Below are 22,186 nucleotides of genomic sequence, written 5' to 3'. Positions count from 1 at the left end.
CGACAGAGCCAGCTGGTTTCCCAGCAGTTCCATCCGCGGTGATTCCTACTGTACCGGAAGTCTGTCGGGGGCGTTTCCGGGGGGTGACCCTCGGCGCGGCCCGCCCGAACGGAGCGACCGGTGAGGCGATTCGATCTCCACCAGGTGGTCCGAGATCGCCTCGGTCTTCGACTGTACCGGACCCGGAGGATGACTCCTCGGACTGTCCGTTCTCCCGGCCGGCCGCTGTTCGCGTCCGTTCCCCGGCAGCGATGAGAACTCTACGCCCTCTCGGAACGTCCCGTTCACCGGGGGTCGATCATGCGGAAACCTGCACGTCGGACCGGGTGCGGGCGCTAAGGAGCAGGGCCAGCAGAGGGACGACCCCGAGACCCAGGCCCAGACCACCCAGGACCTGGTCGGCCGGGCGGTCGACGAACGCGAGCCCCAGTCGGTCCCAGTACTCGCCGCCGAGGACCCGGGACGAGCTCACGACCACCGCCGACAGCCCGGCCTGCGCGACCGCCGTCACGACGAGGACCACGACCCGCGTGCCGACCGCCACCGCCCCGTCGGTCACGACCCGGGCGAGCAGGCACCCGGCGCCGAGGGCGCCCGCCGTCATGACCAGGCGTCCCGCCTGCCCGGGGACCAGGACGTCGACGAGCCCGGCCACGTCGAGCGACCACCCGGTCCCCACGAACACGACCACCGCCCCGACCGGCGAGGAGAGCAGCCGCCCGAGGCGGGAGCGCCCCAGCCCGGCGACCCAGGCGCCCGGGCCCGGCGGTCCCCCGGACGTCTCGGGACGGACCAGGGCCAGCAACCGACGGGGGCGTCCGAGCACCCAGCACGGTCCGACCACCGTCATCACCAGGACCTGTTGAATCATCAGCGCGCTGACCTGCGCCGGGGCGTACCGACCGAGCCCGCTCGAGGTCGCGACCAGCAGGACCACACACCCGACGAGCCAGACGAGCGTTCGCGCGACCGGCCACTCGGCCCCTCGCCGACGCAGTCGCCGGACGCCTGCGAGGTAGGCGAGAGCGGCGACGACCGCCAGGGACCCGAGGATCAGGTCGGGCCGGGCCGCCGTGACGAGACCGGGGAGATCGAGCGGCCGGTCCACGGCGTAGCCGAGCAGGGCCTCCCCACGGCCGGGCGGCGCGTCCGTCATCTCCGGAGGCGGGGTGCGGCCGAGGGCGACCGCGACGCCGATCGTCGCGAACATGATCAGCACCTCGACGCCGCCCAGGCGCACGAGTGCGGCCCGCGAGCCGTCGGCGACCTCGGGGACGGTCCGGGTGCGGTGCGTCGCGCCGAAGACCCCGAGGACCACCAGACCCGCGACCTTGCCGAGGAGCAGCAGCCCGTAGGTGCTCGTCGTCAGGTCGGCAGGGTTCACCCGCAGCAGCGCGTTGACCGTGCCGGAGAGGGCGAGGACCACCCAGCACCAGAAGGCCGTCGTCGAGAACCGCCCGAGCGCCGTCGGCAGGTGTGCGCCGCCCACCGCGGCGTGTGCGAGCACGGCGACGAGGCCGCCGACCCAGCAGGCGGCCGCGACGACGTGCAGGGCGAGGCTCGACGTCGCGAGGTCGTGGGAGGTCCCGGTGCCGGAGTGGCCGCCGAACGCGGCGGGCAGCACGCCGACGACGGCGAGCGCGAAGGCGCCCACGGTCGCGCCCCAGGACAGGGCGAGCCGGCCGAGGACCGCGACGGCCAGGGCCGCACCCGCCGTCAGGAACCAGATGCGGGCGGTCGGGAGCCCGGTGACGGACTCGCCCAGGGTGCTAGTGGTGAGCACGTCCGCCAGAGGTCGGGCGAAGGCGTCCGCGACGGCGAGGACCCCGGTGACCAACGCTCCGGCCGCCCAGGCCGCCGCGGACCAGGACGCGACGCGGACGGCGCGGTAGCCCTCGGCCGACAGCCATCCGAGCCCCGGCGGGGGCACCAGGAACGCGGCGAGCAGGAGGGCCCCGACCGTGACGACCGCGGCCGACTCCGTGAGCGCGCGGACCACCGGGAGGCCGTAGGTGACGACGGCCCCGGGGTCGGGGAGGCCGAGCCGTGCGTAGGTCTCCGCGCCGGAGAGCGCGGTGAGGGCCAGCGCGACGACGGCGGCCACCACCGCGGCCGGCGCGGCCTGCGACACGAGGGCCGTACCGGTCGACGGACGGCGTGGGGTCGCGGCGGGCGGCGCGTCGGCGTCGGTCGGGCGGACCACGACGTCCAGGGTAGGCGGGCACGAGCGGTGCCCGGCACTACGCTGGTCCCCGCCGGCCCCCGTAGCTCAGCTGGACAGAGCAAGGCCCTTCTAATGCCAAGGTCGCAGGTTCGAGTCCTGCCGGGGGCGCCGCAGGTCAGGGCGTTGTAGGTGGGCTCGGCGCTCGCTCTCCCGGGCGTGTCGTGGCATGGGTCGTGTACATGCGCCGGGTCGCCCTTGTCCCGCGTGCTGACCGGCGCCCGTCGACGCCGGGAATCTCAACTTCCGAGAAGTGGTGTTTCCGGAAGTTGAACCATGCCGATCAGAGCTCGACCTCGGTTCACGCTGGTCTGTGCCCTACTGCAACCGTGGGAAGAGCTTTGCAGCGTTGTCGCGGTTGATGGCCGGACTCGTGGGCTGTGGGCCTTCGTGCTGGGCGAGGTACTCGTCGAGACCGTCGGTGAAGTAGGTGACCACGGTGGCGGGGGCGAAGGGCCAGTCGCTGCCGAAGAGGATGTGGTCGGGCTTGGCGAAGGCGAGCAGGGTGGGCAGGGCCGAGGGGCTCCCGGACAGGGCGGTGTCGTAGTAGAAGGTCCGGAAGTCCTCGACGACGTCGGCCATGTCGCGGCCGGCTTCGAGGGCCATCCCGGTGGCCATGCGGTGCGCGGCGTAGGGCACGAATCCGCCGGCGTGGGAGAGGACGATGCGCAGGTTCGGGTGCCGTCTGACGACGCCGTTGCGGACCAGGAGGTAGGCGGCTCGGGTGGTGTCGAGCAGGAAGTCCGCGGCGAAGGGCGGAATTCCTTCCACGGGCGGGGCGGGCAGGGCGGCGGGGTGGACGAACACGACGAGGTTGCGGCGGTCGAGTTCGGCCATGACGGGGTCGAAGGCCGATTCGCCGAGGTAGGTGCCCTGGTGGTTGGCGAGCAGCACCACGCCGTCGGCGTGCAGGTCGTCGTCGGCGTGGGCGATCGCGTCGAGGCCGGCGTCGACGTCGGGCAGCGGCACCGAGGCGAACATGCCGAAGCGGTCGGGTCGGTCCTTGACGAGCTCGGCGTGGGCGTCGTTGAGGCGCACGGTGAGGTCGCGGGCTTCGGCGGGGTCGCCGAGGTGGGTGCCCGGGGTGGACAGGGAGAGCACGCCGGTCGCGATGTGGTGGTCGTCCATCATCGCGAGTGCGGCCTCGGCGTTCCAGGCGGGCAGGGCTCGGCCACCGGCTTCGGCGATGCCGTGGCGCTGGAGGGCGGCGAGGTAGTCGGCGGGGAGCAGGTGCTGGTGGACGTCGATGCGGCCGCCGGCCGCGTGCGCGGTGGTGATGGCTTCTCCTCGTGCTGATCGGTCCTGCCGGGCCAGAGCGTCTCTCGCCTCGGGCTCGGGGTGGTCTTGGCGGGTGGGGTCAGGCTTCGGCGTGGTCGGTGAAGGCGCTGACGGCGGCGTAGTTCTGGACGGAGTCCGCGCTGATCACGTCGGCGACCGGGTGGCCGCGGAGGATCTTCTTGATGGGCGCCTCGAGCTTCTTCCCGGTCAGGGTGCGCGGCACGGCGGGGACGACGTCGATCACGTCGGGGACGTGGCGCGGTGAGAGTTGTTCGCGCAGGGCTCGTCGGACCCGGGTGCGCAGCTCGTCGTCCAGCTCGGTCCCCTGGGTGAGTGCGAGGAACAGCAGGAGCCGGCCGGGGCCTCCCTCGGCGTCCTCGAGGTGGACCACGAGGCTGTCGAGGACCTCGGGGAGTTCCTCGACGACGGCGTAGAACTCGGCGGTGCCGAGGCGGACGCCTCCGCGGTTCAGGGTGGCGTCGGAGCGCCCGCTGATGACGAAGCTGCCGCGCGCGGTGACGGTGACGCGGTCGCCGTGATGCCAGACACCGGGATAGGTGTCGAAGTAGGTGGACCGGTAGCGCTGGTCGTCAGGGTCGTTCCAGAACCGAACCGGCATGGACGGCATCGGTTGGCGGATCACGAGTTCCCCGGGGGCTCCGACGACCTCCCGACCGTCCGGGTCGAACGCGGCGCCGTCGACCCCGAGGCCGGGACCGGAGAGTTCACCGCGATACACCGGCAGCCACGGCGAGCCGCCGACGAATCCCGAGCAGACGTCGGTGCCGCCGCTCATCGGGTTGACCAGCAGATCGGGCCCGAACTGCTCGGCGAGCCAGTCGAAGCCGCTGTCGGGCAGCGGGGCGCCGGTGACGCCGACGCTGCGCAGCGCGGACAGGTCGAGGTCGCGGGCCGGGTGGACGCCGGCCCTGCGGCAGGCCATGAGGTAGCCGGGGCTCGTGCCGAGCAGGGTCGCGCGGGAGGCGGCGGCGATGCGCCATTGTTCGAGCAGGTCGGGGTAGGTGGGGTTGCCGTCGACGAGCACGATCGCGGCGCGGTGCAGCAGCCCGGACACCAGGACGTTCCACATCATCCAGGCGGTCGTGGTGAACCAGAGGAAGCGGTCACCGGGTCGGGTGTCCATGGTCAGGGCGTGGCTCTTGAGGTGCTCGAGCAGGATTCCGCCGTGCCCGTGCACGATCGCCTTCGGCAGCCCGGTGGTACCCGAGGAGAACAGAACGTAGAGCGGCTGGTCGAAGGGGACGGCGTCGAAGGTGAGAGGCGCGAACTCGGCGGTGACGGCGTCCCAGGTGATAGCGTCGGGCACGGCGTGCGGGCCGTAGGGGACGGCGACGACGTGCTCGAGGGTGGGCAGGCCGGCACGGATGGCGGCGACGTCGGCGGTCTTGTCGATCGATTTCTCGCCGTAGTGGTAGCCGCCGACGGTGAGCAGGACCGTGGGGTCGAGCTGGGCGAAGCGGTCGATGACGCTGCGGGCGCCGAACTCGGGAGCGCACGCAGCCCAGACCGCGCCGAGCGAGGCACACGCGAGGAACGCGATGACGGCTTCGGGGATGTTGGGCAGGTAGGCGACGACGCGGCTGCCCCGGGTGACGCCGCACCGCTGCAGCCCGACGCGGGTACGGGCGACCTGCGCGGCGAGCTCGGCGAAGGTGAGCTCGACCGGGTCCCGGGTCTGGGAGTGGGCGATGACGGCGGTCTCGTCGAGGTCCGCGGCGCCGTCGAGCAGGTACTCGGCGTAGTTGAGGTGGGCGCCGGGGAACCATCGGGCGCCGGGCATGGCTCGGCTTCCCAGGACCGTGTCGTAGCTGCCGCGGACGGCGAAGTGGTCCCAGATCGAGGACCAGAAGCCGTCCGGGTCGTTCACCGACCAGGAATGCAGCTGGTGGTAGTCCTCGAAGCTCAGCCCACGTTCCGCGGCGAGCCATCGGACGTACTGGCCGATGCGGGTGGTGTCGAGGACGTCGTCGGACGGCTCGCGCAGCACCGTCCCCGCGCAGTTCTCAGGTGGGGTGGGGTCAGGCATCGTCGTGGGCGCCGGTCATGAGTTCGGCGAGGTCGTCGGGCTGCAGGAACGACGGCGGGGGCGGGGGCCCCCAGGAGTAGAGGCTCTTCTCGCCCGCGACGACGCCGGGCTCCCAGACCTGGTCGTCGGGGATGCAGTCGATGTCGGAGTAGTACTCGGAGAAGTTGCCGGCGGGGTCTCGCAGGTACCAGAAGAAGTTCGAGCCGATGTAGTGGCGGCCCAACCCCCAGGTGTGGCGTTCCGGGTGGTTCTCGAGCATCGCGGTGGCGCCGCGTCCGACCTCGTCGACGTCGTCGACCTCCCAGGAGGTGTGGTGCAGGAAGCTGACCGGTGCCTGTTGGACCAGGACGTTGTGGTGGTCGCTGGAGCAGCGCATGAACGACGCGAGCCCGGGCGCTTCGTCGCTGACCTTGAAGCCGAGCCCTTGGGTGAAGAAGCGCTGGGTGGCGGCCTGGTCGGTCGATCCGAACACGACGTGACCGAGCTTGCGGGGCCGGACCGGTTCGGGCCGCAGGATGCCCGGGGCGCGCACCCCGGGGCGCTCCACGTCACCGGGGGCGTTGTAGGGCGGGGTGGGGGTCGGGTCCTGCTGGATGCGGGGTGACACGGAGACCACCACGTGCAGTCCGGTGGTGGGGTCGACGGCGCGGAGGCTGTCGCCGTCGCGGCGGGCGTCGATCTCGAGGGCGGCAAGCGAAGTGGCGATCCGGTCGAGGTCGTCGGGGTCGTCGGCGCCGACCCCGAGCGACATCAGTCGCCGGCGTGGGCTGTGGCGGACCTCGAGCTGGTGGCCGCCGTCAACGGTCGAGAAGCGGTGGGTGGCGTCCGGGTCGGGGCCGGGCACGGTCTCGCCGTAGACCGTGGCGACCTCGCTGGGTCGGAGCCCGAACTCGGAGTAGTAGCCGGCGGTCTCGACGACGTTCGGGACGCCGATGACGATGTCGGTGAGGCGGTGCAGTCCCATCTTGCTGTGCTCCTGTCAGGCCGGGACGAGGGTCAGGCCGGGACGAGTCGGTGGCGCATGGTGCCGATGCCCTCGACGGTGGTGACGAGTTCGTCGCCGGCGGCGAGGAACCGCTTGGGGTTGCGGCCGGCGCCGACGCCGGCGGGGGTTCCGGTGAAGATGACGTCCCCGGGTCGTAGCTCGAGGACCGCGGAGAGCTCGGCGACGAGCTGGGGCACGGTGAACACCAGGTCGCTGGTGCGACCCTTCTGCATGGATTCGCCGTTGACCGCGCAGCCCAGGGCGATGTCGTCGCGGTCGGCGAACTCGTCGGGGGTGACCAGCCAGGGGCCGGTGGGGCCGAAGCCGGGGAAGGACTTGCCGAGGCTGAACTGCGGTGCGGGGCCGGCGCCCTGGACGGTGCGCTCGGAGAGGTCCTGCCCGGCGGTCAGTCCGGCGATGTAGTCCCAGCCGCGCTCGGCCGGGACCCGACGGGCCGTCCGGCCGAGGACGGCGACGAGCTCGACCTCCCAGTCGACCGTCGGTCCGGCGAGGACGACGTCGTCGTAGGGCCCGGTGAAGCTCGAGACGAACTTGGTGAACACGGTCGGGGCGTCGGGCAGCGCGAAGCCGGACTCCGCGGCGTGGTCGCGGTAGTTCAGACCGATGGCGAGGACCTGGCTGGGGCGGGGCACCGGAGCACCCAGGTCCCGGTGTTCGAAGGGTTCCGCCCGGCCCGGGTCCGCGGTGGACGCCCAGTCCAGGAACTCCTGCCACCGCTCGTAGACGGCCTGGGGGTCGGCGGAGAAGCGGCCGGCGCTGGCGGTCTCGACGTCGAGGGCCCGGTCCTCGACGACGAGGACGAGGCGGCCTCGGAGGTTGGCGATGCGCATGGTGTCCCTCCTCAGGAGGTCGTGGTGGACAGGATCTGGGCGACGGCTGCGGTCAGGGCCGCGAGCGGGTCCTCGACCGACCCGGCGGACCGGAACCCGACGTAGCGGTCCGGTCGGACGAGGACCGCACCGTCGGCGGAGACGCCGCGGTTCTTCAGCCAGGCGCAGCGCACGTCGACGAGGTCGATGTCGGGGTGCTCGGCGTCGAGCATCCCGACGCGTCCCGCCCGCAACGCCAGGCCGGTCTCGGCCGCGAGTTTGCCGGCGGCCTCGACCCAGGCCTGGCCGTTCTCCCCGGCGAGCAGGAGGAAGTGCCCGCCCTCGACCAGCGACCCGAGGGCCAGCCGCTCTCCGCCGCGTTCGACCCAGGCGTGGGGCAGCGGATGCCCGGGCTTGGTGCTGGGCTCGTAGAGCCGTACCGGGTCGAGCGGGACGTAAGGATCGGAGCCGTCGTCGACGACGGCGGTGGAGGCGGCCGCGTCGTAGGTGTAGCCGAACTCCACGTTGTGGTGGCGGAACTCGATCGTCTGCGAGCCGATGGCGCAGTTGAGGGCGTGGCGCTTGCGCTCGGAGTCCGGCAGGTCCTCCCACAGCGGCCGGACCTCGCCCCAGTTCTGCTCCGGGGTCTTCTCCGGCGAGAGCTCGAGCGCCGCGTCGATGGTGAAGTGGTTCATCGCGGCCTTGACCGCGGCGTCCACGTTGGCCCCGTCGACCGGGCGCCGCTCCGCCTCGTAGGTCTCGAGCAGGGCCTCCCCTGCCTGTCCGTTGAGGACGGCGGCGAGTTTCCAGGCCAGGTTGTAGGCGTCGTGGACCGCGCTGTTGAGTCCCAGACCGCCCGTCGGGGGGTGACGGTGCGCGGCGTCGCCGAGCAGGAACACCCGGCCGCGCCGGAAGGAGTCCGCGAGGACACCTTCCATGATCCAGGGGCTGATGTGGTGGATGATCGGCTCGAAGTCCGGGATGCCCAGCGCGGCCCGGATGCGCTCGAGGATCTTGGCCGGGTCGTCGGCGTCCGGGTCGTCGACGGCGAAGGACAGGTGGAAGACCCACTCCTCGGACTCGGTACCCCAGTGGTCCGGGCCCATAGCCACGAGGATCCCGGAGGCCCACGAGCCTCCGAAGTCGGGATTGACCAGCCAGCGGATCAGCACATCGGGGTCGGACAGGTGCGCGGAGAGGTCGGCCGAGAGGTGGGTCGACACCATCCGCATGAGGTTGGTCTGCCCGCTCATGCCCAAACCGATCAGCTCGCCGACGGTCCGCCCGCCGTCGGCCCCGATCACGTACCGGCTGCGCACGGTGTACCGCTCGTCGCTGTCACGGTCGAGCACGACCGCGGTGACGCCGTCGGCGTCCTGGGTCAGCTCGAGCAGCTCGTGGTGGAAACAGATCGTCGCGGCCGAGTAGGACTCGGCGTGCGCCTTCAGGACCGGCTCCAGGCGGATCTGAGGCAGGTTCGCCGTGCGGCACGGGCTCGCGGCGATGAAGTCCGGGTCGGTGTATCCCCCGCCCCAGACCTCGAGCCCACCGAGCCGGCGCCCGTACCCGTCGTGGGACCCGCTGACGCCCGCGTACCAGCCGGTGGCCTTCATGTTCTCCGCTGGCGTGCTGCGCCGGAAGACCTCGGGTGCCACCCCGAGCTCGGTGAAGATCTCCATCGTGCGCTGGTTGAGCACGTGCGCCTTGGGCAAGATCGACGTCCCGGCGTGGCGGGAGATCAGCAGGGACGGCACCCCGAGATGCGAGAGCAGCATCGAGGCGGTCAGACCACCCCCACCGCCACCGACGATCAGCACCGGCGTGTGTGTCTCCCGCATGGCGTCCTCCTCGACGACCTCAAACCAGCATGATGATTATGCTGGTATTGGAGTATTCGAACTCACCGCGGCCGTGTCAAGGCATGCGGCATAATCATCATGGTCTTTAGGGAGGGCTCATGGCCGGCGACGTACTCAGCGACGGTGCGACCTCGCGGACCGAGCGCGCCGCGCAGCGGATCGCCCAACTGGTCCGCGGCATCGACCCGGGTGCTCGGCTGGGCACCAAGAGCGAGCTCCGCGAGCTCTGCGGCGTCTCCGTCGGCACCTTCAACGAGGCCCTCCGGGTGGCCCAGGCGCGGGGCCTCGTGGCCGTGCGACCCGGACCCGGCGGTGGCCTCTTCGCCGCCGAGCAGTCCCCGATGGTCCGGCTCGGCAACTCGGTCCTCGCGATCGACGCCGACGCCTCCTCGGTCGCCGACGCCGTCCGCATCCGCGACGCCCTGGACCCGCTTCTGATTGCCGACGCCGCGTGGCACTCCTCCCCCGCCGACATCGCCCGCTACCGCGACCAGGTCACCGCCATGTCAGACGCGGTCGACGCCCTCGACGCCGACGCGTTCATGCGCGCGAACTGGCGACTCCACGAGCTGTTCGCCGAGGTCAACCCCAGCACCGTGCTCCGCCCCATCTACCTGGGGCTCATCGACATGATCAAGCAGCACACGCTGGCTGTCCTGCCCGCCGACAGCCAGCCCATCGCCGAGGTCATGTCCGATCGCTACCGCATCCACGCCGACCTCGTCGACGCGATCGCCGACCGCGACAACGAACGCGTCAACGACCTGATCCGCCAGCACAGCGTCAAACACGACCGATAACCCCAGAACCAGCCCGACACCGGAAGCTCTCAGTGACCGCGTAGCGGGCCGGCGGCCGGGACGAGGTCGCGCCGCGTCTGGGTCGCCGCCTGTGGTGCCGAGACCAGGTTCGATCGGACTGTCGCTGGGGTGTGGACCGAGCGCCACGGCAACTTCCGAGAAGCGGAGCTTCTCGGAAGTTGAGGCGTCCCGCGGTCGCGCGCTGACCTGATCGGTCCGGTCCCTGCGTGGTGCCCCTGACAATCCACCCGCCTCGGGCGTCTGGCCTGAGCCACACCGTGAGCCTCCCTGCGGAGGGTCCCGGCGGCTGAGCGCAGGCCCACATGAGCGTTCAGGAGACGTCGGACGACCGGGCTGAGACACCGAAGGGGCGGGGGCGCCGTCTAACCCCCGCCACCGAGAAGCCGGACCGCCCCGAGGAACCGCATCGCTGTCGAAGAACGCGGTGGGCGTGGCACGGACCGTGGCACGAACCGCCATCGGTCTGTGAGGGCGAGGGGGACGGTGAGTCGGCTGACGTGGGCCGATGAGCGCGCAGAGGCCGCCGTTGACCGGATCGGACGTTCTTCTAATGCCAAGGTCGCAGGTTCGAGTCCTGCCGGGGGCACCGACCGGCTTCAGTCCTGCGCCGCGCGGACGTCCACTCCCCGCTCGGCGAACGCCTGGAAGTCCTGCATGTGCTGCCGGGAGGCCTTGCGAAAGGCGCCGCCCATGAAGGGCGCCATCAGCCGCATCGGCAGGCTGCCGAACCGGTACTCGTTCTCGCTCTCCCAGAGCGTGGTGCGAGGTCCGGCCTCCGTGAGCCGGTCGCGGGCGGCGTTCCACATGCCCTCGGCGACGATCTCCCGCTCGAAGTGGACGACGCGGTCGGCAGGGATGTCCGTGAGGTCCGCCGGCTCTCGCCGCGTGATCGTCTCGACGGCCTCCATCCGTCGTCCGCCCGTCTCCAGCACGACGCGGGACTCGCACCCGACCTGCCCGTGCGATCCCGTCAACGGTTCGTGCGTCACCAGGCCGCGCAGCCACATCGGCAGGTAGGCGGGGTCGGCGAGCAGCTGGACCGCCCTCCCCCGTGGCAGGGCGAGCTCGATCGACACCGTGTACCTCATGGCGCGGATATTAGCCTGCGCTTATGTGCAACGGACAGGGCCGCGCCGGTGTTGGGGAGGGCATGGGTCCTGACGACGACGGCGTGCTGGAGCTGATCCCGCGCCCGCGGCGGACGATCGGGCCCGGCGTCGTCCACCTCCCCGGCTGGCTGGGCCTGCCCGCCCAACGGCGACTCGTCGAGGCCGCACGAGGCTGGGCGCGGCAGGGGCCGGGAGCACGCCGGGCCACGCTCCCAGGCGGAGCACGGATGAGCGTCGAGACGGTGTGTCTGGGCTGGCACTGGATCCCCTACCGCTACAGCCGGACCCGCGACGACCAGGACGGCTCCCCCGTGCAGCCCTTCCCCGGCTGGTTGGCGGAGCTGGGCGCGGAGGCGGTCGCCGACGCCTACGGCGACCCGGACGCGAGGGCCACCTACCGTCCCGACGTCGCGCTCGTGAACTCCTACCGCGGCGACGCGCGGCTCGGCATGCACCAGGACCGCGAGGAACGCGCGTCCGATCCGGTGGTGTCCCTGAGCCTCGGCACGGCCTGCGTGTTCCGCATCGGCAGCCCGCACCACCGCAGGGGGCCGTTCCACGACGTCGAGCTGTGCTCCGGGGACCTGCTGGTGTTCGGCGGGGAGAACCGCCTGGTGCACCACGGCGTGCCGCGGCTGCTGCCGGAACGTGACGTGCCGCGCATCGGCACCGACCCCGGCGAACGGCTCAACCTGACGCTGCGGGTGTCCGGCCTCGAGGCCCCGTCGTCGTGAAGGAGTACGAGCTGCTCGGCGTGGACGGGCGGCCGTACCGGTCGACCACGCCGGGAACCCTCGGCGGGCACCGGCGCGGCCGCATCTACGGGCGCCTCGACTGCCCCAGCGCGCTGCGCTGGCTCGCGCGCGGCCACTACGCACGGCACCGGGTGTTCTTCGCCGACGAGGCGACGGCCCGCGCGGCGGGCTACCGGCCGTGCCGGGTCTGCCGGCCCGACCGCTCCTAGCGGGCGATCCAGGCGTCGGCGACGATGCGCTCCGGGTCGGACCGGGTCGCGGCCCAGCCGAGGTCGGCGCGGATGCGTGCGGGGTCGGCGACGAGCCGGGCGGGTTCGACGACGGCGGGTCCGTGCTCGACGGGGACCGCGCGGCCCGTGACGCGGCGGACGGTGTCGATCAGGTCGGCGACGGAGGTCCCGCGTCCGGAGCCGACGGTGTAGGCGCGCCACGTGCCCGGCTCGGCCGTGTCGGCGGCCGCGAGGAACGCGTCGGCGATGTCGTCGACGTGGAGGTAGTCGCGGACCGCGGAGCCGTCGCCGTTGACGCGGAACGGCGCCGACGTCGCGCCGGCGGCCCGGGCGAGCAGGGCCGGGACGACGCGGGAGGGGTCCGGGTCACCCGGGCCGGCGACGTTGAAGGCGCGCAGGCTCACGACGCCGGGTCCGCCCGACCCAGCGACGTCGCGGGCGAGGAGGTCGGCCGCGAGCTTGCTCGCCGCGTAGGGACTCGCGGGGTCGAGCGGCGCGTCCTCGCCGATCGGGGCGTCGGAGGGCGCGTACACGGTGCAGGTCGAGGCGATCACGACCCGGGCGGTGGGCGGGCAGGCGGCGAGCACTGCCCGGGTGCCGCCCAGGTTGACCTGCCAGTAACCGAGCGGGTCCTCGCGGGACTCCCGCACGCGCACCCGGGCGGCGAGGTGGCAGACGACGTCGGCGCCGGCCAGGACGTCGTCGAGGGACCGACCGTCGAAGGCCGAGCGGGACAGCCCGAGGACGTCGTGACCCGCCGTCCGGAAGATGCGTGCCACCCGGCGGCCGACGAACCCGCCCGCTCCGGTCACGACGACGCGCACGGGGTCATCCTGCCCTGCGTGGTTGCGGCTTTCGTGACGTCCAGTGTCAGCATGGCCGCAGTGCTGACACCGTGGTGACGTGCGCCGGACCGCCTACGTGGCCAGCCCCTACGGGTTCGCCGAGTCGACGAAGCTCTTCTACGCCGAGCGGCTGCTGCCCCTGCTCGAACGGCACGTGGACGTCATCGACCCGTGGGTGGTCGAGCTGCCGGAGGGCCGGGAACCCCGCGACCGCTGGCTCGCGCTGGGCGACGTGCACCTGGCCTCGATCGCGGAGCGGGCGGACCTCGTCGTCGCGTGCCTGGACCAGGAGCCGCCGGACAACGGGACGGTGGTCGAGGTCGCGTGGGCCGCGGCGCACGGGAAGCCGGTGATCGCGTACCGCACCGACCTGCGGCAGGGCGGCGAAGAGGGGCTGCGCTACAACCTCATGATCGGCGCGGCGGTGCGGCGCAGCGGGGGCACGGAGGTGGGCTCCCTCGAGGAGCTGGAGCGGGCCGTGAGCCGTTTGGTGGACACCTGAGACGGGCATCACCATGATCGCGGTGAGGGCGGCGTCATCCCCGAGGCGAGCGGGACGTCCTTGGCTGCACAGGCTGCAGCGGGAGGGTGGTTTCACATGGGTGTGATGTCGTTCCGGGACTCGATGTTCCTGCTGGCGGAGTCCCGGGAGCGGCCGACCCACGTGGGCTCTCTGCTGCTGTTCGACCGCCCCGAGGACGCCGGGCCCGACTTCCTCGGTGACCTGCACCGCCGGCTCGTGTCCTCGAACGAGGTCGCGCCGATGTTCGCGCGCCGGGCATACCGCAGCGTGTCCACCCTCGGCCAGTGGGCCTGGGAGACCGACGACAACCTCGACATCGAGTACCACGTGCGGCTCTCGGCCCTGCCGCGTCCGGGCCGCATCCGTGAGCTGCTCGAACTGGTCTCCCGGCTCCACGGATCCCTGCTCGACCGGCACCGGCCGCTGTGGGAGTTCCACCTCATCGAGGGCGTGGAGGGCGACCGGTTCGCCGCGTACTTCAAGATCCACCACGCCATGATGGACGGCGTCACCGGTGTGCGGCACATGCAGAAGACGCTGTCGACCGACCCCGAGGACCTCGACGTCCCGCCGTTCTGGCAGGTCGACCCGCGCTCGAAGAAGAAGGCCGCGGCGTCGTCCGAGGTCGAGCAGCGCCCGGAGCCGGGGCCGATCGAGTGGGTCGGCTCGACGCTCGCCGAGGGCTACCGGACGGTGACCTCGGCGGTCGCCGACACGGTCCGCACCACGAACTCCGCGCTGGGCGTCGCACCGGCCCTGGCCGGCGCCTTCTATGACGGGCTCGCCCACCGCGACACCGCCCTGCCGTTCGAGGCGCCGCACAGCATGCTCAACGTGCCGATCACCGGCGCGCGGCGGTTCGCCGCCGAGTCGTGGCCGCTCAAGCGCATCCAGCGCGTGCGGGAGCGGACCTCGTCGACGGTGAACGACGTCGTGCTCGCCATGTGCTCCGGCGCCCTGCGGCGCTACATGATCGAGCTCGACGCCCTGCCGGAGAAGCCGCTGATCGCGGCGCTGCCGGTGTCGCTGGGGACGACGGGGGTCGGCAACCAGCTCGGCGCGATCCTGGTCAACCTCGCCACCGACGAGGCCGACGCCGGCACCCGTCTGGAACGCATCAAGGCCTCGGGCAGGGCCGCCAAGTCCAACATCGACCAGCGCGACCCGATGGCCGTCGCCGCGCTGTCGCTGGCCGTCGCCGCGCCCCTGCCGCTCGGGGTCGTCCCCGGGCTCTCGACCGTGATCAACCCCGGGTTCAACCTGATCATCTCGAACGTGCCCGGCCCGAAGGCGCCGCTCTACTGGGCGGGCGCCAAGCTCAGCGGCATCTACCCGGTCTCGGTGCCGCTCGACGGGCAGGCGCTGAACATGACGGTGATGACGTACGCCGACAACATGGAGTTCGGGCTGACGGGCGACCGCCGCAGCGTCCCGCGGCTGCAGAAGCTGCTGACCTATCTCGAGGACGCGCTGGTCGAGCTGGAGGAGGTCGCGGACGCGGCCGACTCCTAGGGTCGCCGCAGCTCGCCGACGACCTCGGCGAGCTGGTCGTGGACCTGCTCGACCAGGTCCCGACGGCGGGTGTGGCCGGCCGCCGACGGCCCGGGCGTGCGGACCTCGGCGATCGCGACGTGGTCCGCGGCCCGTGCGAGCGCCGCGGCACCCGGCGCGAGCAGGCCGACGCCCTGCATCCCGAGCAGCGCGGCCCCGTACGCCGAGCCCTGGTGGCCGTCCGGGTAGCCGACCGGCACGCCGAGCACGTCCGCGAGGAGCTGCCGCCAGAAGGCGCTGCGCGCGAAGCCCCCGGTCGCCCGGACCTCCTCGACGGCCAGACCGGCGTCGCGCATCGAGTCGAGCACCAGCCGCAGCTGCAGGCAGACGCCCTCGAGGAGCGCGCGCGTCAGGTGGCCGCGGCCGTGCGAGCGCTGCAGGTTGAGGAACGTCCCGCCGAGCCCGCCGTCCCACCGCGGCGCCCGCTCGGCGAGCAGGTGCGGGATCACGAGCAGGCCGTCCGCGCCGGGCGGGGTGTCCGCGGCCTCGGTGAGCAGCACCTCGGAGTCGGCGCCGAAGGTCTCGGACGCCCAGTCCAGCACCACACCGCCGTTGGTGATCGCCCCGCCGACCACCCAGCGCTCGGCGGTGAGTTCGTAGCAGAACAGTCGACCGCGCGGGTCGACCGCGGGCCGGTCGACGGCCAGCCGCAGCGCCCCGCTGGTGCCGATCGAGCAGGCCAGCACGCCCGGCCGCACGGCGCCCAGCCCGAGGTTCGCCAGCGGCCCGTCCCCGGCGCCCGCCACCACCGGCGTTCCGGACGGCAGGTCCCAGTCACGGGCGACGGCGTCGGTCAGGGTCCCGACGACGGCGGTGGTGTCGACGATCTCGTCCAGCCGGTCGGCCGTGATCCCGGCGATCGCCAGGGCCTCGTCGTCCCAGCGCCGCCCGGCGAGGTCCACCAGGCCGGTCCCGGACGCGCACGAGGCGTCCGCGACCCGTCGCCCGGTGGCCCGGCCGAGGACGAACTCCTTCACCCCGCCCCAGCGCGCCGCGGCACCGTGCAGGCTCGGGCGCTCCCGGCGCAGCCACGCGAGCTTGACCAGCGGGCTCATCGAGTGCACCGGGGTGCCCGTGCGGCGGTGCAGCTCCAGGGCCCCCGACGACGCCCGCAGCGCGTCGGCCACGCCGGCCGCGCGGGAGTCGGCCCAGGTCATGAGCGGGCCGATCGGATCGCCGGCGTCGTCGACCCCGAGCAGCCCGTGCATCGCCGCGGAGAAGGTGACCACGGCCGGGCGGGTACCACCGGCCGCGTCCCGCGCCGCGTCGCCGACCGCCTCCCACACGGCCTCCGGGTCCTGCACGGCGGCGCCGGGCTCGGGCTCGGCGAGCTCGTAGCCGGCGTCGCCCTCCCCCAGCACCGCACCCGCCGTCGAGAAGAGGACCGCCTTGGTCGACGTGGTGCCGACGTCGACCGCGAGCACGGCCGCGTCCTCGGTGCCGGTTCCGGTCCACACGGGGCGTGTCCTTCCCGAAGTGCGGGGCCGACGAACGTCTGCCTAGGCTTCCGTCCGGAGGCGTCAGGGTTCCTGGTGGGCCCCGCGGTCTTCAACACCGACGTGGCCGGGTATCTCGGCCAGGCGGGTTCGATTCCCGTCCGCCTCCGCCACCACCACACCGCTGCGCGAGGAGAACCCTTGGGCGTCCGCACCTGGCTCGGCGACTGGCCGATGTTCCGTCAGGCCACCGGCCCCGACCCGCTGGCGCGCGGGGCGGCCGTCGAGAGCCCGCGCACGAAGGCCCTGGGATCGCGGACGGACTCCGCCGACGAGGTCGTGAAGTCGGTCTGCCCGTACTGCGCGGTCGGCTGCGGGCAGAACGTCTACGTCCGCGACGGCCGGGTGACCCAGATCGAGGGCGACCCGGACTCGCCCATCTCGCGCGGACGGCTGTGCCCCAAGGGCTCGGCGTCGACGTCGCTGGTGACGAGCCCCTCGCGGGTGACGACGGTGCGCTACCGCCGGCCGTACGGCACCGAGTGGGAGGACCTCGACCTCGACACCGCGGTCGACATGATCGCCGACCGGGTGATCGACGCCCGGCGTCGCGGCTGGCAGGACACCGACGACGAGGGCCGCGTCCTGCGGCGCACGCTGGGCTTCTCGAGCCTCGGCGGCGCGACGCTGGACAACGAGGAGAACTACCTCATCAAGAAGCTGTTCATGGCGCTCGGCGCGATCCAGGTGGAGAACCAGGCGCGCATTTGACACAGCGCCACCGTCCCCGGTCTGGGGACCAGCTTCGGCCGCGGAGGGGCCTCGAACTTCCAGCAGGACCTGATCCACTCGGACTGCATCGTCATCGAGGGGTCGAACATGGCGGAGGCCCACCCGGTGGGCTTCCAGTGGGTCATGGAGGCGAAGCGCCGCGGCGCGAAGATCATCCACGTCGACCCGCGCTTCACCCGCACCTCGGCCGTGGCCGACCTGCACGTGCCGTTCCGGGCGGGCGCCGACATCGCATTCCTGGGCGGGCTGATCAGCTACGTCCTGGAGAACGAGCTCGACTTCCGGGAGTACGTGCAGGCCTACACGAACGCGGCCGACCTCGTCGGTGAGGAGTTCACCGACACCGAGGACATGGCCGGGATCTTCTCCGGCTACGACGCCGAGACCGGGCGCTACGACCCGATCTCGTGGCAGCTCGACGGCGACGGCTACAGCGCGCCGGCGGCCGGGCAGCGCGACCACTGGGAGTCGCAGCTGCGCGAGCACCACGCGGCCATGGGCTCGGACACCGCGGGCGGGGCGGGAGACGCGGCGAACACGCCCAGCCGGCCGGAGCGGGACGAGACCCTCCAGCACCCGCGGTGCGTCTACCAGGTCATGCGCCGGCACTACTCGCGCTACACCCCGGAGGCGGTCTCGCGGGTCTGCGGGATGGGCGTGGAGGAGTTCCTCGAGGTCGCCCGCGCCATCACGGAGAACTCGCAGCGCGACCGGACCACGGCGTGGGTGTACTCGGTGGGCTGGACCCACCACAGCGTCGGCGCGCAGTACATCCGCGGGGCGGCGATCCTGCAGACGCTGCTGGGCAACATGGGGCGGCCGGGCGGCGGCATCCTCGCCCTGCGCGGGCACGCCTCGATCCAGGGCTCGACGGACATCCCGACGCTGTACGACCTGCTGCCGGGCTACATCCCCATGCCCAACGCGCACCTGCACTCCGACCTGCGGAGCTTCCTCGACGCGGACGCGGCGAAGACCGGGTTCTGGGGCAACATGGACACCTACCTGGTGAGCCTGCTCAAGGCCTGGTGGGGCGATGCCGCGACCGAGGAGAACGACTACGCGTTCGACTACCTGCCGCGCCTGACCGGCGATCACGGCACCTACGGGATCGTCCGCGACCAGATCGACAAGAAGACGTTCGGCTACTTCCTGGTCGGTGAGAACCCGGCGGTCGGGCACGCGAACGGCAAGATGCAGCGGCTCGGCCTGGCCAACCTGGAGTGGCTCGTCGTCCGGGACATGCAGATGATCGAGTCGGCCACGTTCTGGTCCGACGGGCCGGAGATCGAGACCGGGGAGCTGCGGACCGAGGACATCGGCACCGAGGTCTTCTTCCTGCCGTGTGCGAACCACACCGAGAAGTCCGGCAGCTTCACCAACACCCAGCGGCTGCTGCAGTGGCGGCGGGAGGCGGTGCACGCGCCGGGTGATGCCCGCTCGGAGCTGCACTTCTACTTCCACCTCGGAAAGAGGATCCGGGAGAAGCTGGCCGGCTCGACCGACGAGCGGGACCGTCCGCTGCTGGACCTGACGTGGGACTACCCGACGGTCGGCATCCACGAGGAGCCGGACCCGGAGTCGGTGCTGGGCGAGATCAACGGGTACGACGACGGGGGGAACCCGCTCTCGTCGTACACCGAGCTGAAGGCGGACGGGTCGACGACCGCGGGCTGCTGGATCTACACCGGCGTCTACGCGGACGGCGTCAACCAGGCCGACCGGCGCAAGCCGGGCTCGGAGCAGGACTGGGTGGCCGCCGAGTGGGGCTGGGCGTGGCCGGCGAACCGCCGCACCCTCTACAACCGGGCCTCGGCCGATCCCGAGGGCCGGCCGTGGAGCGAGCGCAAGGCCTACGTCTGGTGGGACGAGGAGAACGGGCGCTGGACCGGCCACGACATCCCGGACTTCGAGGCGACGAAGCCGCCGTCGTACGTGCCGGAGGAGGGCGCCGAGCGGGAGCACGCCCTGGCCGGCACCGACGCGTTCATCATGCAGGCCGACGGCAAGGCCTGGCTGTACGCCCCCGCCGGCATGGCCGACGGGCCGATGCCCACGCACTACGAGCCGGTCGAGTCGCCGGTGGCGAACCTGCTGCACCAGCAGCAGGACAACCCCGCGCTCGAACGGATCGACCGGGCGTGGAACCGGATCAACCCGGCGATGAGCGACGTCTACCCCTACGTCTTCCTCACCTACCGGCTCACCGAGCACCACACCGCGGGCGGCATGAGCCGCACGCTGCCCTACCTCTCGGAGCTCCAGCCGGAGTTCTTCTGCGAGGTCTCCCCCGCGCTCGCGGCCGAACGCGGCCTGGAGCACCTGGGGTGGGCGACGATGATCTCGGCGCGCACGGCGATCGAGGCGCGCGTCGTGGTGACCGAGCGGATGAAGCCGCTGCGGATCGGGGACACCACCGTCCACCAGATCGGCCTGCCCTACCACTGGGGGTCGAACGGCCTGACCACTGGCGACCCGGCGAACGACCTGCTCGGCGTCGTCATGGACCCGAACGTCCACATCCAGGAGTCCAAGGTCGCGACCTGCGACATCCAGCCGGGACGGCGCCCCCGCGGGCCGGCGCTGCTGGAGTTCGTGGAGTCCTACCGGCGCAAGGCCGGCGTCGAGCCGGGAGGTATCGAGTGACCACGGGAGACGAAGCGAAGCGGAGCTCGACCCGATGACCAATGTGTTCGACGCGTTCGCGGGCACCGACAACGCGCTCTACGGACCGCTGCCGGACCCCGCCGCCGACGCCGGGTTCGACGCCGGGCACCCGAAGCGGGTCGGGTTCTTCACCGACACGTCGGTCTGCATCGGCTGCAAGGCCTGCGAGGTCGCGTGCAAGGAGTGGAACCTCGTCCCCGACGACGGGACCGACGCGTCCGACCTCTACCGGCTCACCGGGATGTCCTACGACAACACCGGCGACCTCGGCGCCTCGACGTGGCGGCACGTCGCCTTCATCGAGGACGTCCGGCCGCACGGGTCGGCCACGTCCGCGCACGGCGGGGACGTCACGACGGGGCACCTCCCCAGCGGCCTGCCCGCCCTCGGCGGGGGCGCGCTGCCGAAGGCGCGGGACGCGGCGAGCGCCCCGCCCGGCGGGGGAACCGTCGACCTGTTGTCGCTGCTTCCCGACGACGGGGCGCACGGCCAGCAGACGCCCGACGACGAGCGCGACGTCCGCTGGCTCATGGCCTCGGACGTGTGCAAGCACTGCACGCACGCCGGCTGCCTGGACAACTGCCCGACCGGCGCGCTGTTCCGCACCGAGTTCGGCACCGTCGTCGTGCAGGACGACATCTGCAACGGCTGCGGCTACTGCGTCCCGTCGTGCCCCTACGGCGTCATCGACGTGCGCGGGTCCGACGGCGGCGCCCACAAGTGCACGCTGTGCTACGACCGGCTCGGCAGCGGTCTCGAGCCCGCGTGCGCGAAGGCCTGCCCCACGAAGTCGATCCAGTTCGGCGACCTCGACGAGCTGCAGGCCGCCGCGGACGCCCGGCTCGCGGAGCTGCACGACCGCGGGGTGAGCGAGGCCCGGCTCTACGGCCGCGACGAGGACGACGGCGTCGGCGGCGACGCCGCGTTCTTCCTGCTGCTCGACGAGCCGGAGGTCTACGGCCTGCCGCCGGACCCGATCGTCACCACCCGCGACCTGCCGGAGATGTGGCGCAACGCGGCGCTGACGGCGGTCGGGCTGGGCGTGGCGGCGGTAGCAGCGTTCTGGAAGGGCGGCCGACGGTGACGGATCACCCGCAGGACTCGAATCCGACCGAGATGCCGCAGCGGCAGGGCGTCGACCACGACGCGGTGAAGCCCCGGCGCGGCGGGGGCCGGAAGGGCGAGCAGCTCCAGGTCCCCGAGGCGGAGTTCCGCTCCTACTACGGCCGGCCGATCATCAAGGCGCCGGTGTGGAAGAACCCGGACGTCCCGCTGTACCTGTTCCTCGGGGGGCTGGCCGGGTCGTCCGCGGTGCTCGCGGCGATGGCGACCGCGACGGACCGGCCCACCCTGCGCCGCGCCGGCCGGTACGCGGCCGCCGGCGGGGCGATGGGCGGCACCGTCTTCCTGATCCACGACCTGCACCGGCCCTCGCGCTTCCTGCACATGCTGCGGGTGTTCAAGCCGACGTCGCCGCTGTCGGTGGGATCGTGGATCCTCTCCCCCTTCGCGGCGTTCGCGACGGCGGCCGCCGGCGCGGAGGCTCTGCGGCCGTACCTGGCCCGACGGCGGGGCGAGACGGTCGTGCGCCGGGCCGGGGACGTGGCCGGGGTCGGCGCCGCGGTCGTCGGACCCGCGCTCGCGACCTACACCGCCGTGCTGATCTCCAACACGGCCGTCCCGACCTGGCACGAGGCGCACCGGCACCTGCCCGTGCTGTTCGCGGGCAGCGCGGCCGCCGCCGGCGGCGGGTTCGGGCTGGTGGCCGCCTCGGTCCGGGACAACGAGCCCGCGGCCCGGCTCGGTGTCCTCGGCGCCGTCGTGGAGCTGGCCACCGAGGAGAAGATGACCCGCGACCTCGGGATGCTCGCGGACGTCTACGACAAGGGGCGCGCGAAGACGCTGATGACGGCGTCCAAGGCGTGCCTGGCGGTCGGGGCCGTCGGCGCGGTGCTCGGGCGGAAGCGGCGCTGGGCCGCCGCGCTCTCCGGTGCGGCCCTGATGGCGGGCTCGGCGCTGACCCGCTTCGGGGTGTTCGACGCCGGGATCGCCTCCGCGAACGACCCGGCCCACATCGTCGTGCCCCAGCGCGAGCGCATCCGCCGTCGGGAGGAGGCTGTGCAGCCGGGCACCACTCCCCCGGACCGGCGCTACGTCCCCGCGGCGGGCCGGTAGGGGCTCCGCGTTCCGTACGAACGGGCCGTTCATCACGGTAGAAGGTGACGAACGGCCCGGTC

17 protein-coding genes and 2 tRNA genes are annotated in these 22,186 nt (G+C 72.5%); 10 read left to right on the top strand and 9 right to left on the bottom strand.

The window, feature by feature from the left end; translation table 11 throughout:
* Positions 1–298: 298 nt before the first annotated feature.
* Positions 299–2,203: a bifunctional copper resistance protein CopD/cytochrome c oxidase assembly protein gene (locus tag WCD74_RS23590; protein WP_337697333.1), complete on the bottom strand. Its 1,905-nt coding sequence runs from the start codon at positions 2,201–2,203 to the stop codon at positions 299–301.
* A 55-nt stretch (positions 2,204–2,258) separates the two neighbouring features.
* On the opposite strand from WCD74_RS23590, the gene WCD74_RS23585 reads away from it, so the two are divergent.
* Positions 2,259–2,332 (top strand) — tRNA-Arg (locus WCD74_RS23585).
* A gap of 207 nt (positions 2,333–2,539) precedes the next feature.
* On the opposite strand, the gene WCD74_RS23580 is transcribed toward WCD74_RS23585, so the two are convergent.
* From WCD74_RS23580 to WCD74_RS23560, 5 genes are all read right to left on the bottom strand, one after another.
* Positions 2,540–3,451, bottom strand: a complete 912-nt coding sequence (locus WCD74_RS23580) for an amidohydrolase family protein (protein ID WP_337697337.1) — start codon at positions 3,449–3,451, stop codon at positions 2,540–2,542.
* Positions 3,452–3,578: 127 nt separating this feature from the next.
* Positions 3,579–5,546, bottom strand: coding sequence for an acetoacetate--CoA ligase (locus WCD74_RS23575; RefSeq protein ID WP_337697332.1), 1,968 nt, complete (start codon positions 5,544–5,546; stop codon positions 3,579–3,581).
* A complete protein-coding gene (locus WCD74_RS23570) occupies positions 5,539–6,510 on the bottom strand; it encodes a VOC family protein (RefSeq protein ID WP_337697331.1) in 972 nt (323 codons plus the stop codon). The genes WCD74_RS23575 and WCD74_RS23570 overlap by 8 nt, the downstream gene beginning before the upstream one ends.
* Before the next feature lie 32 nt (positions 6,511–6,542).
* Positions 6,543–7,382, bottom strand: a complete 840-nt coding sequence (locus WCD74_RS23565) for a fumarylacetoacetate hydrolase family protein (protein WP_337697330.1) — start codon at positions 7,380–7,382, stop codon at positions 6,543–6,545.
* Positions 7,383–7,393: 11 nt separating this feature from the next.
* Entirely contained in the window at positions 7,394–9,199 is a 1,806-nt protein-coding gene (locus tag WCD74_RS23560; protein ID WP_337697329.1) for an FAD-dependent monooxygenase, read from the bottom strand.
* A gap of 119 nt (positions 9,200–9,318) precedes the next feature.
* On the opposite strand from WCD74_RS23560, the gene WCD74_RS23555 reads away from it, so the two are divergent.
* Positions 9,319–10,020, top strand: coding sequence for a FadR/GntR family transcriptional regulator (locus tag WCD74_RS23555; protein WP_337697328.1), 702 nt, complete (start codon positions 9,319–9,321; stop codon positions 10,018–10,020).
* A 617-nt stretch (positions 10,021–10,637) separates the two neighbouring features.
* On the opposite strand, the gene WCD74_RS23550 is transcribed toward WCD74_RS23555, so the two are convergent.
* Entirely contained in the window at positions 10,638–11,129 is a 492-nt protein-coding gene (locus tag WCD74_RS23550; protein WP_337697327.1) for an SRPBCC family protein, read from the bottom strand.
* A gap of 62 nt (positions 11,130–11,191) precedes the next feature.
* Here WCD74_RS23550 and WCD74_RS23545 point away from each other — a divergent pair, with 62 nt between their 5' ends.
* Complete coding sequence (locus WCD74_RS23545; protein ID WP_337697326.1) at positions 11,192–11,884, top strand: alpha-ketoglutarate-dependent dioxygenase AlkB family protein; 693 nt, start codon at positions 11,192–11,194, stop codon at positions 11,882–11,884.
* Positions 11,881–12,114 (top strand): Ada metal-binding domain-containing protein, encoded by a 234-nt coding sequence (locus WCD74_RS23540; protein ID WP_337697325.1) that lies wholly within the window; start codon positions 11,881–11,883, stop codon positions 12,112–12,114. Before WCD74_RS23545 ends, WCD74_RS23540 begins: the two co-directional genes overlap by 4 nt.
* On the opposite strand, the gene WCD74_RS23535 is transcribed toward WCD74_RS23540, so the two are convergent.
* Positions 12,111–12,959: an NAD-dependent epimerase/dehydratase family protein gene (locus tag WCD74_RS23535; protein WP_337697324.1), complete on the bottom strand. Its 849-nt coding sequence runs from the start codon at positions 12,957–12,959 to the stop codon at positions 12,111–12,113. The two genes, WCD74_RS23540 and WCD74_RS23535, sit on opposite strands and share 4 nt — an antisense overlap.
* Before the next feature lie 79 nt (positions 12,960–13,038).
* On the opposite strand from WCD74_RS23535, the gene WCD74_RS23530 reads away from it, so the two are divergent.
* Entirely contained in the window at positions 13,039–13,482 is a 444-nt protein-coding gene (locus WCD74_RS23530; protein ID WP_337697323.1) for a nucleoside 2-deoxyribosyltransferase, read from the top strand.
* A 96-nt stretch (positions 13,483–13,578) separates the two neighbouring features.
* On the top strand, positions 13,579–15,015 hold the full coding sequence (locus tag WCD74_RS23525) for a WS/DGAT/MGAT family O-acyltransferase (protein WP_337697322.1): 1,437 nt from the start codon (positions 13,579–13,581) through the stop codon (positions 15,013–15,015).
* Here WCD74_RS23525 and WCD74_RS23520 read toward each other — a convergent pair.
* The gene (locus WCD74_RS23520) at positions 15,012–16,511 is read right to left on the bottom strand and encodes a gluconokinase (protein WP_337697321.1); all 1,500 of its coding nucleotides are present in this window, start codon (positions 16,509–16,511) and stop codon (positions 15,012–15,014) included. The two genes, WCD74_RS23525 and WCD74_RS23520, sit on opposite strands and share 4 nt — an antisense overlap.
* Before the next feature lie 56 nt (positions 16,512–16,567).
* Here WCD74_RS23520 and WCD74_RS23515 point away from each other — a divergent pair.
* The 4 genes from WCD74_RS23515 (at position 16,568) to nrfD (ending at position 22,124) form a co-directional block, all read left to right on the top strand.
* A tRNA-Sec gene (locus WCD74_RS23515) sits at positions 16,568–16,663 on the top strand.
* A gap of 28 nt (positions 16,664–16,691) precedes the next feature.
* A complete protein-coding gene (gene fdh, locus WCD74_RS23510; protein ID WP_373696118.1) occupies positions 16,692–19,928 on the top strand; it encodes a formate dehydrogenase in 3,237 nt (1,078 codons plus the stop codon).
* A 34-nt stretch (positions 19,929–19,962) separates the two neighbouring features.
* Complete coding sequence (locus WCD74_RS23505; protein ID WP_337697320.1) at positions 19,963–21,033, top strand: 4Fe-4S dicluster domain-containing protein; 1,071 nt, start codon at positions 19,963–19,965, stop codon at positions 21,031–21,033.
* A 32-nt stretch (positions 21,034–21,065) separates the two neighbouring features.
* The gene (gene nrfD, locus WCD74_RS23500; protein ID WP_337697319.1) at positions 21,066–22,124 is read left to right on the top strand and encodes an NrfD/PsrC family molybdoenzyme membrane anchor subunit; all 1,059 of its coding nucleotides are present in this window, start codon (positions 21,066–21,068) and stop codon (positions 22,122–22,124) included.
* Positions 22,125–22,186 lie beyond the last annotated feature (62 nt).

Source organism: Actinomycetospora aurantiaca (genome assembly GCF_037401875.1).
In the GTDB taxonomy this organism is placed as follows: domain Bacteria; phylum Actinomycetota; class Actinomycetes; order Mycobacteriales; family Pseudonocardiaceae; genus Actinomycetospora; species Actinomycetospora aurantiaca.
This window is presented reverse-complemented; position numbering and strand designations above follow the sequence as displayed.

Coding starts and splice junctions, on each gene's coding strand:
- WCD74_RS23575 (WP_337697332.1), bottom strand. CDS start 5,546: ATGCCTGACCCCACCCCACCTGAGAACTGCGCGGGGACGGTGCTGCGC.
- WCD74_RS23570 (WP_337697331.1), bottom strand. CDS start 6,510: ATGGGACTGCACCGCCTCACCGACATCGTCATCGGCGTCCCGAACGTC.
- WCD74_RS23565 (WP_337697330.1), bottom strand. CDS start 7,382: ATGCGCATCGCCAACCTCCGAGGCCGCCTCGTCCTCGTCGTCGAGGAC.
- WCD74_RS23560 (WP_337697329.1), bottom strand. CDS start 9,199: ATGCGGGAGACACACACGCCGGTGCTGATCGTCGGTGGCGGTGGGGGT.
- WCD74_RS23555 (WP_337697328.1), top strand. CDS start 9,319: ATGGCCGGCGACGTACTCAGCGACGGTGCGACCTCGCGGACCGAGCGC.
- WCD74_RS23550 (WP_337697327.1), bottom strand. CDS start 11,129: ATGAGGTACACGGTGTCGATCGAGCTCGCCCTGCCACGGGGGAGGGCG.
- WCD74_RS23545 (WP_337697326.1), top strand. CDS start 11,192: ATGGGTCCTGACGACGACGGCGTGCTGGAGCTGATCCCGCGCCCGCGG.
- WCD74_RS23525 (WP_337697322.1), top strand. CDS start 13,579: ATGGGTGTGATGTCGTTCCGGGACTCGATGTTCCTGCTGGCGGAGTCC.
- WCD74_RS23505 (WP_337697320.1), top strand. CDS start 19,963: ATGACCAATGTGTTCGACGCGTTCGCGGGCACCGACAACGCGCTCTAC.
- nrfD (WP_337697319.1), top strand. CDS start 21,066: ATGCCGCAGCGGCAGGGCGTCGACCACGACGCGGTGAAGCCCCGGCGC.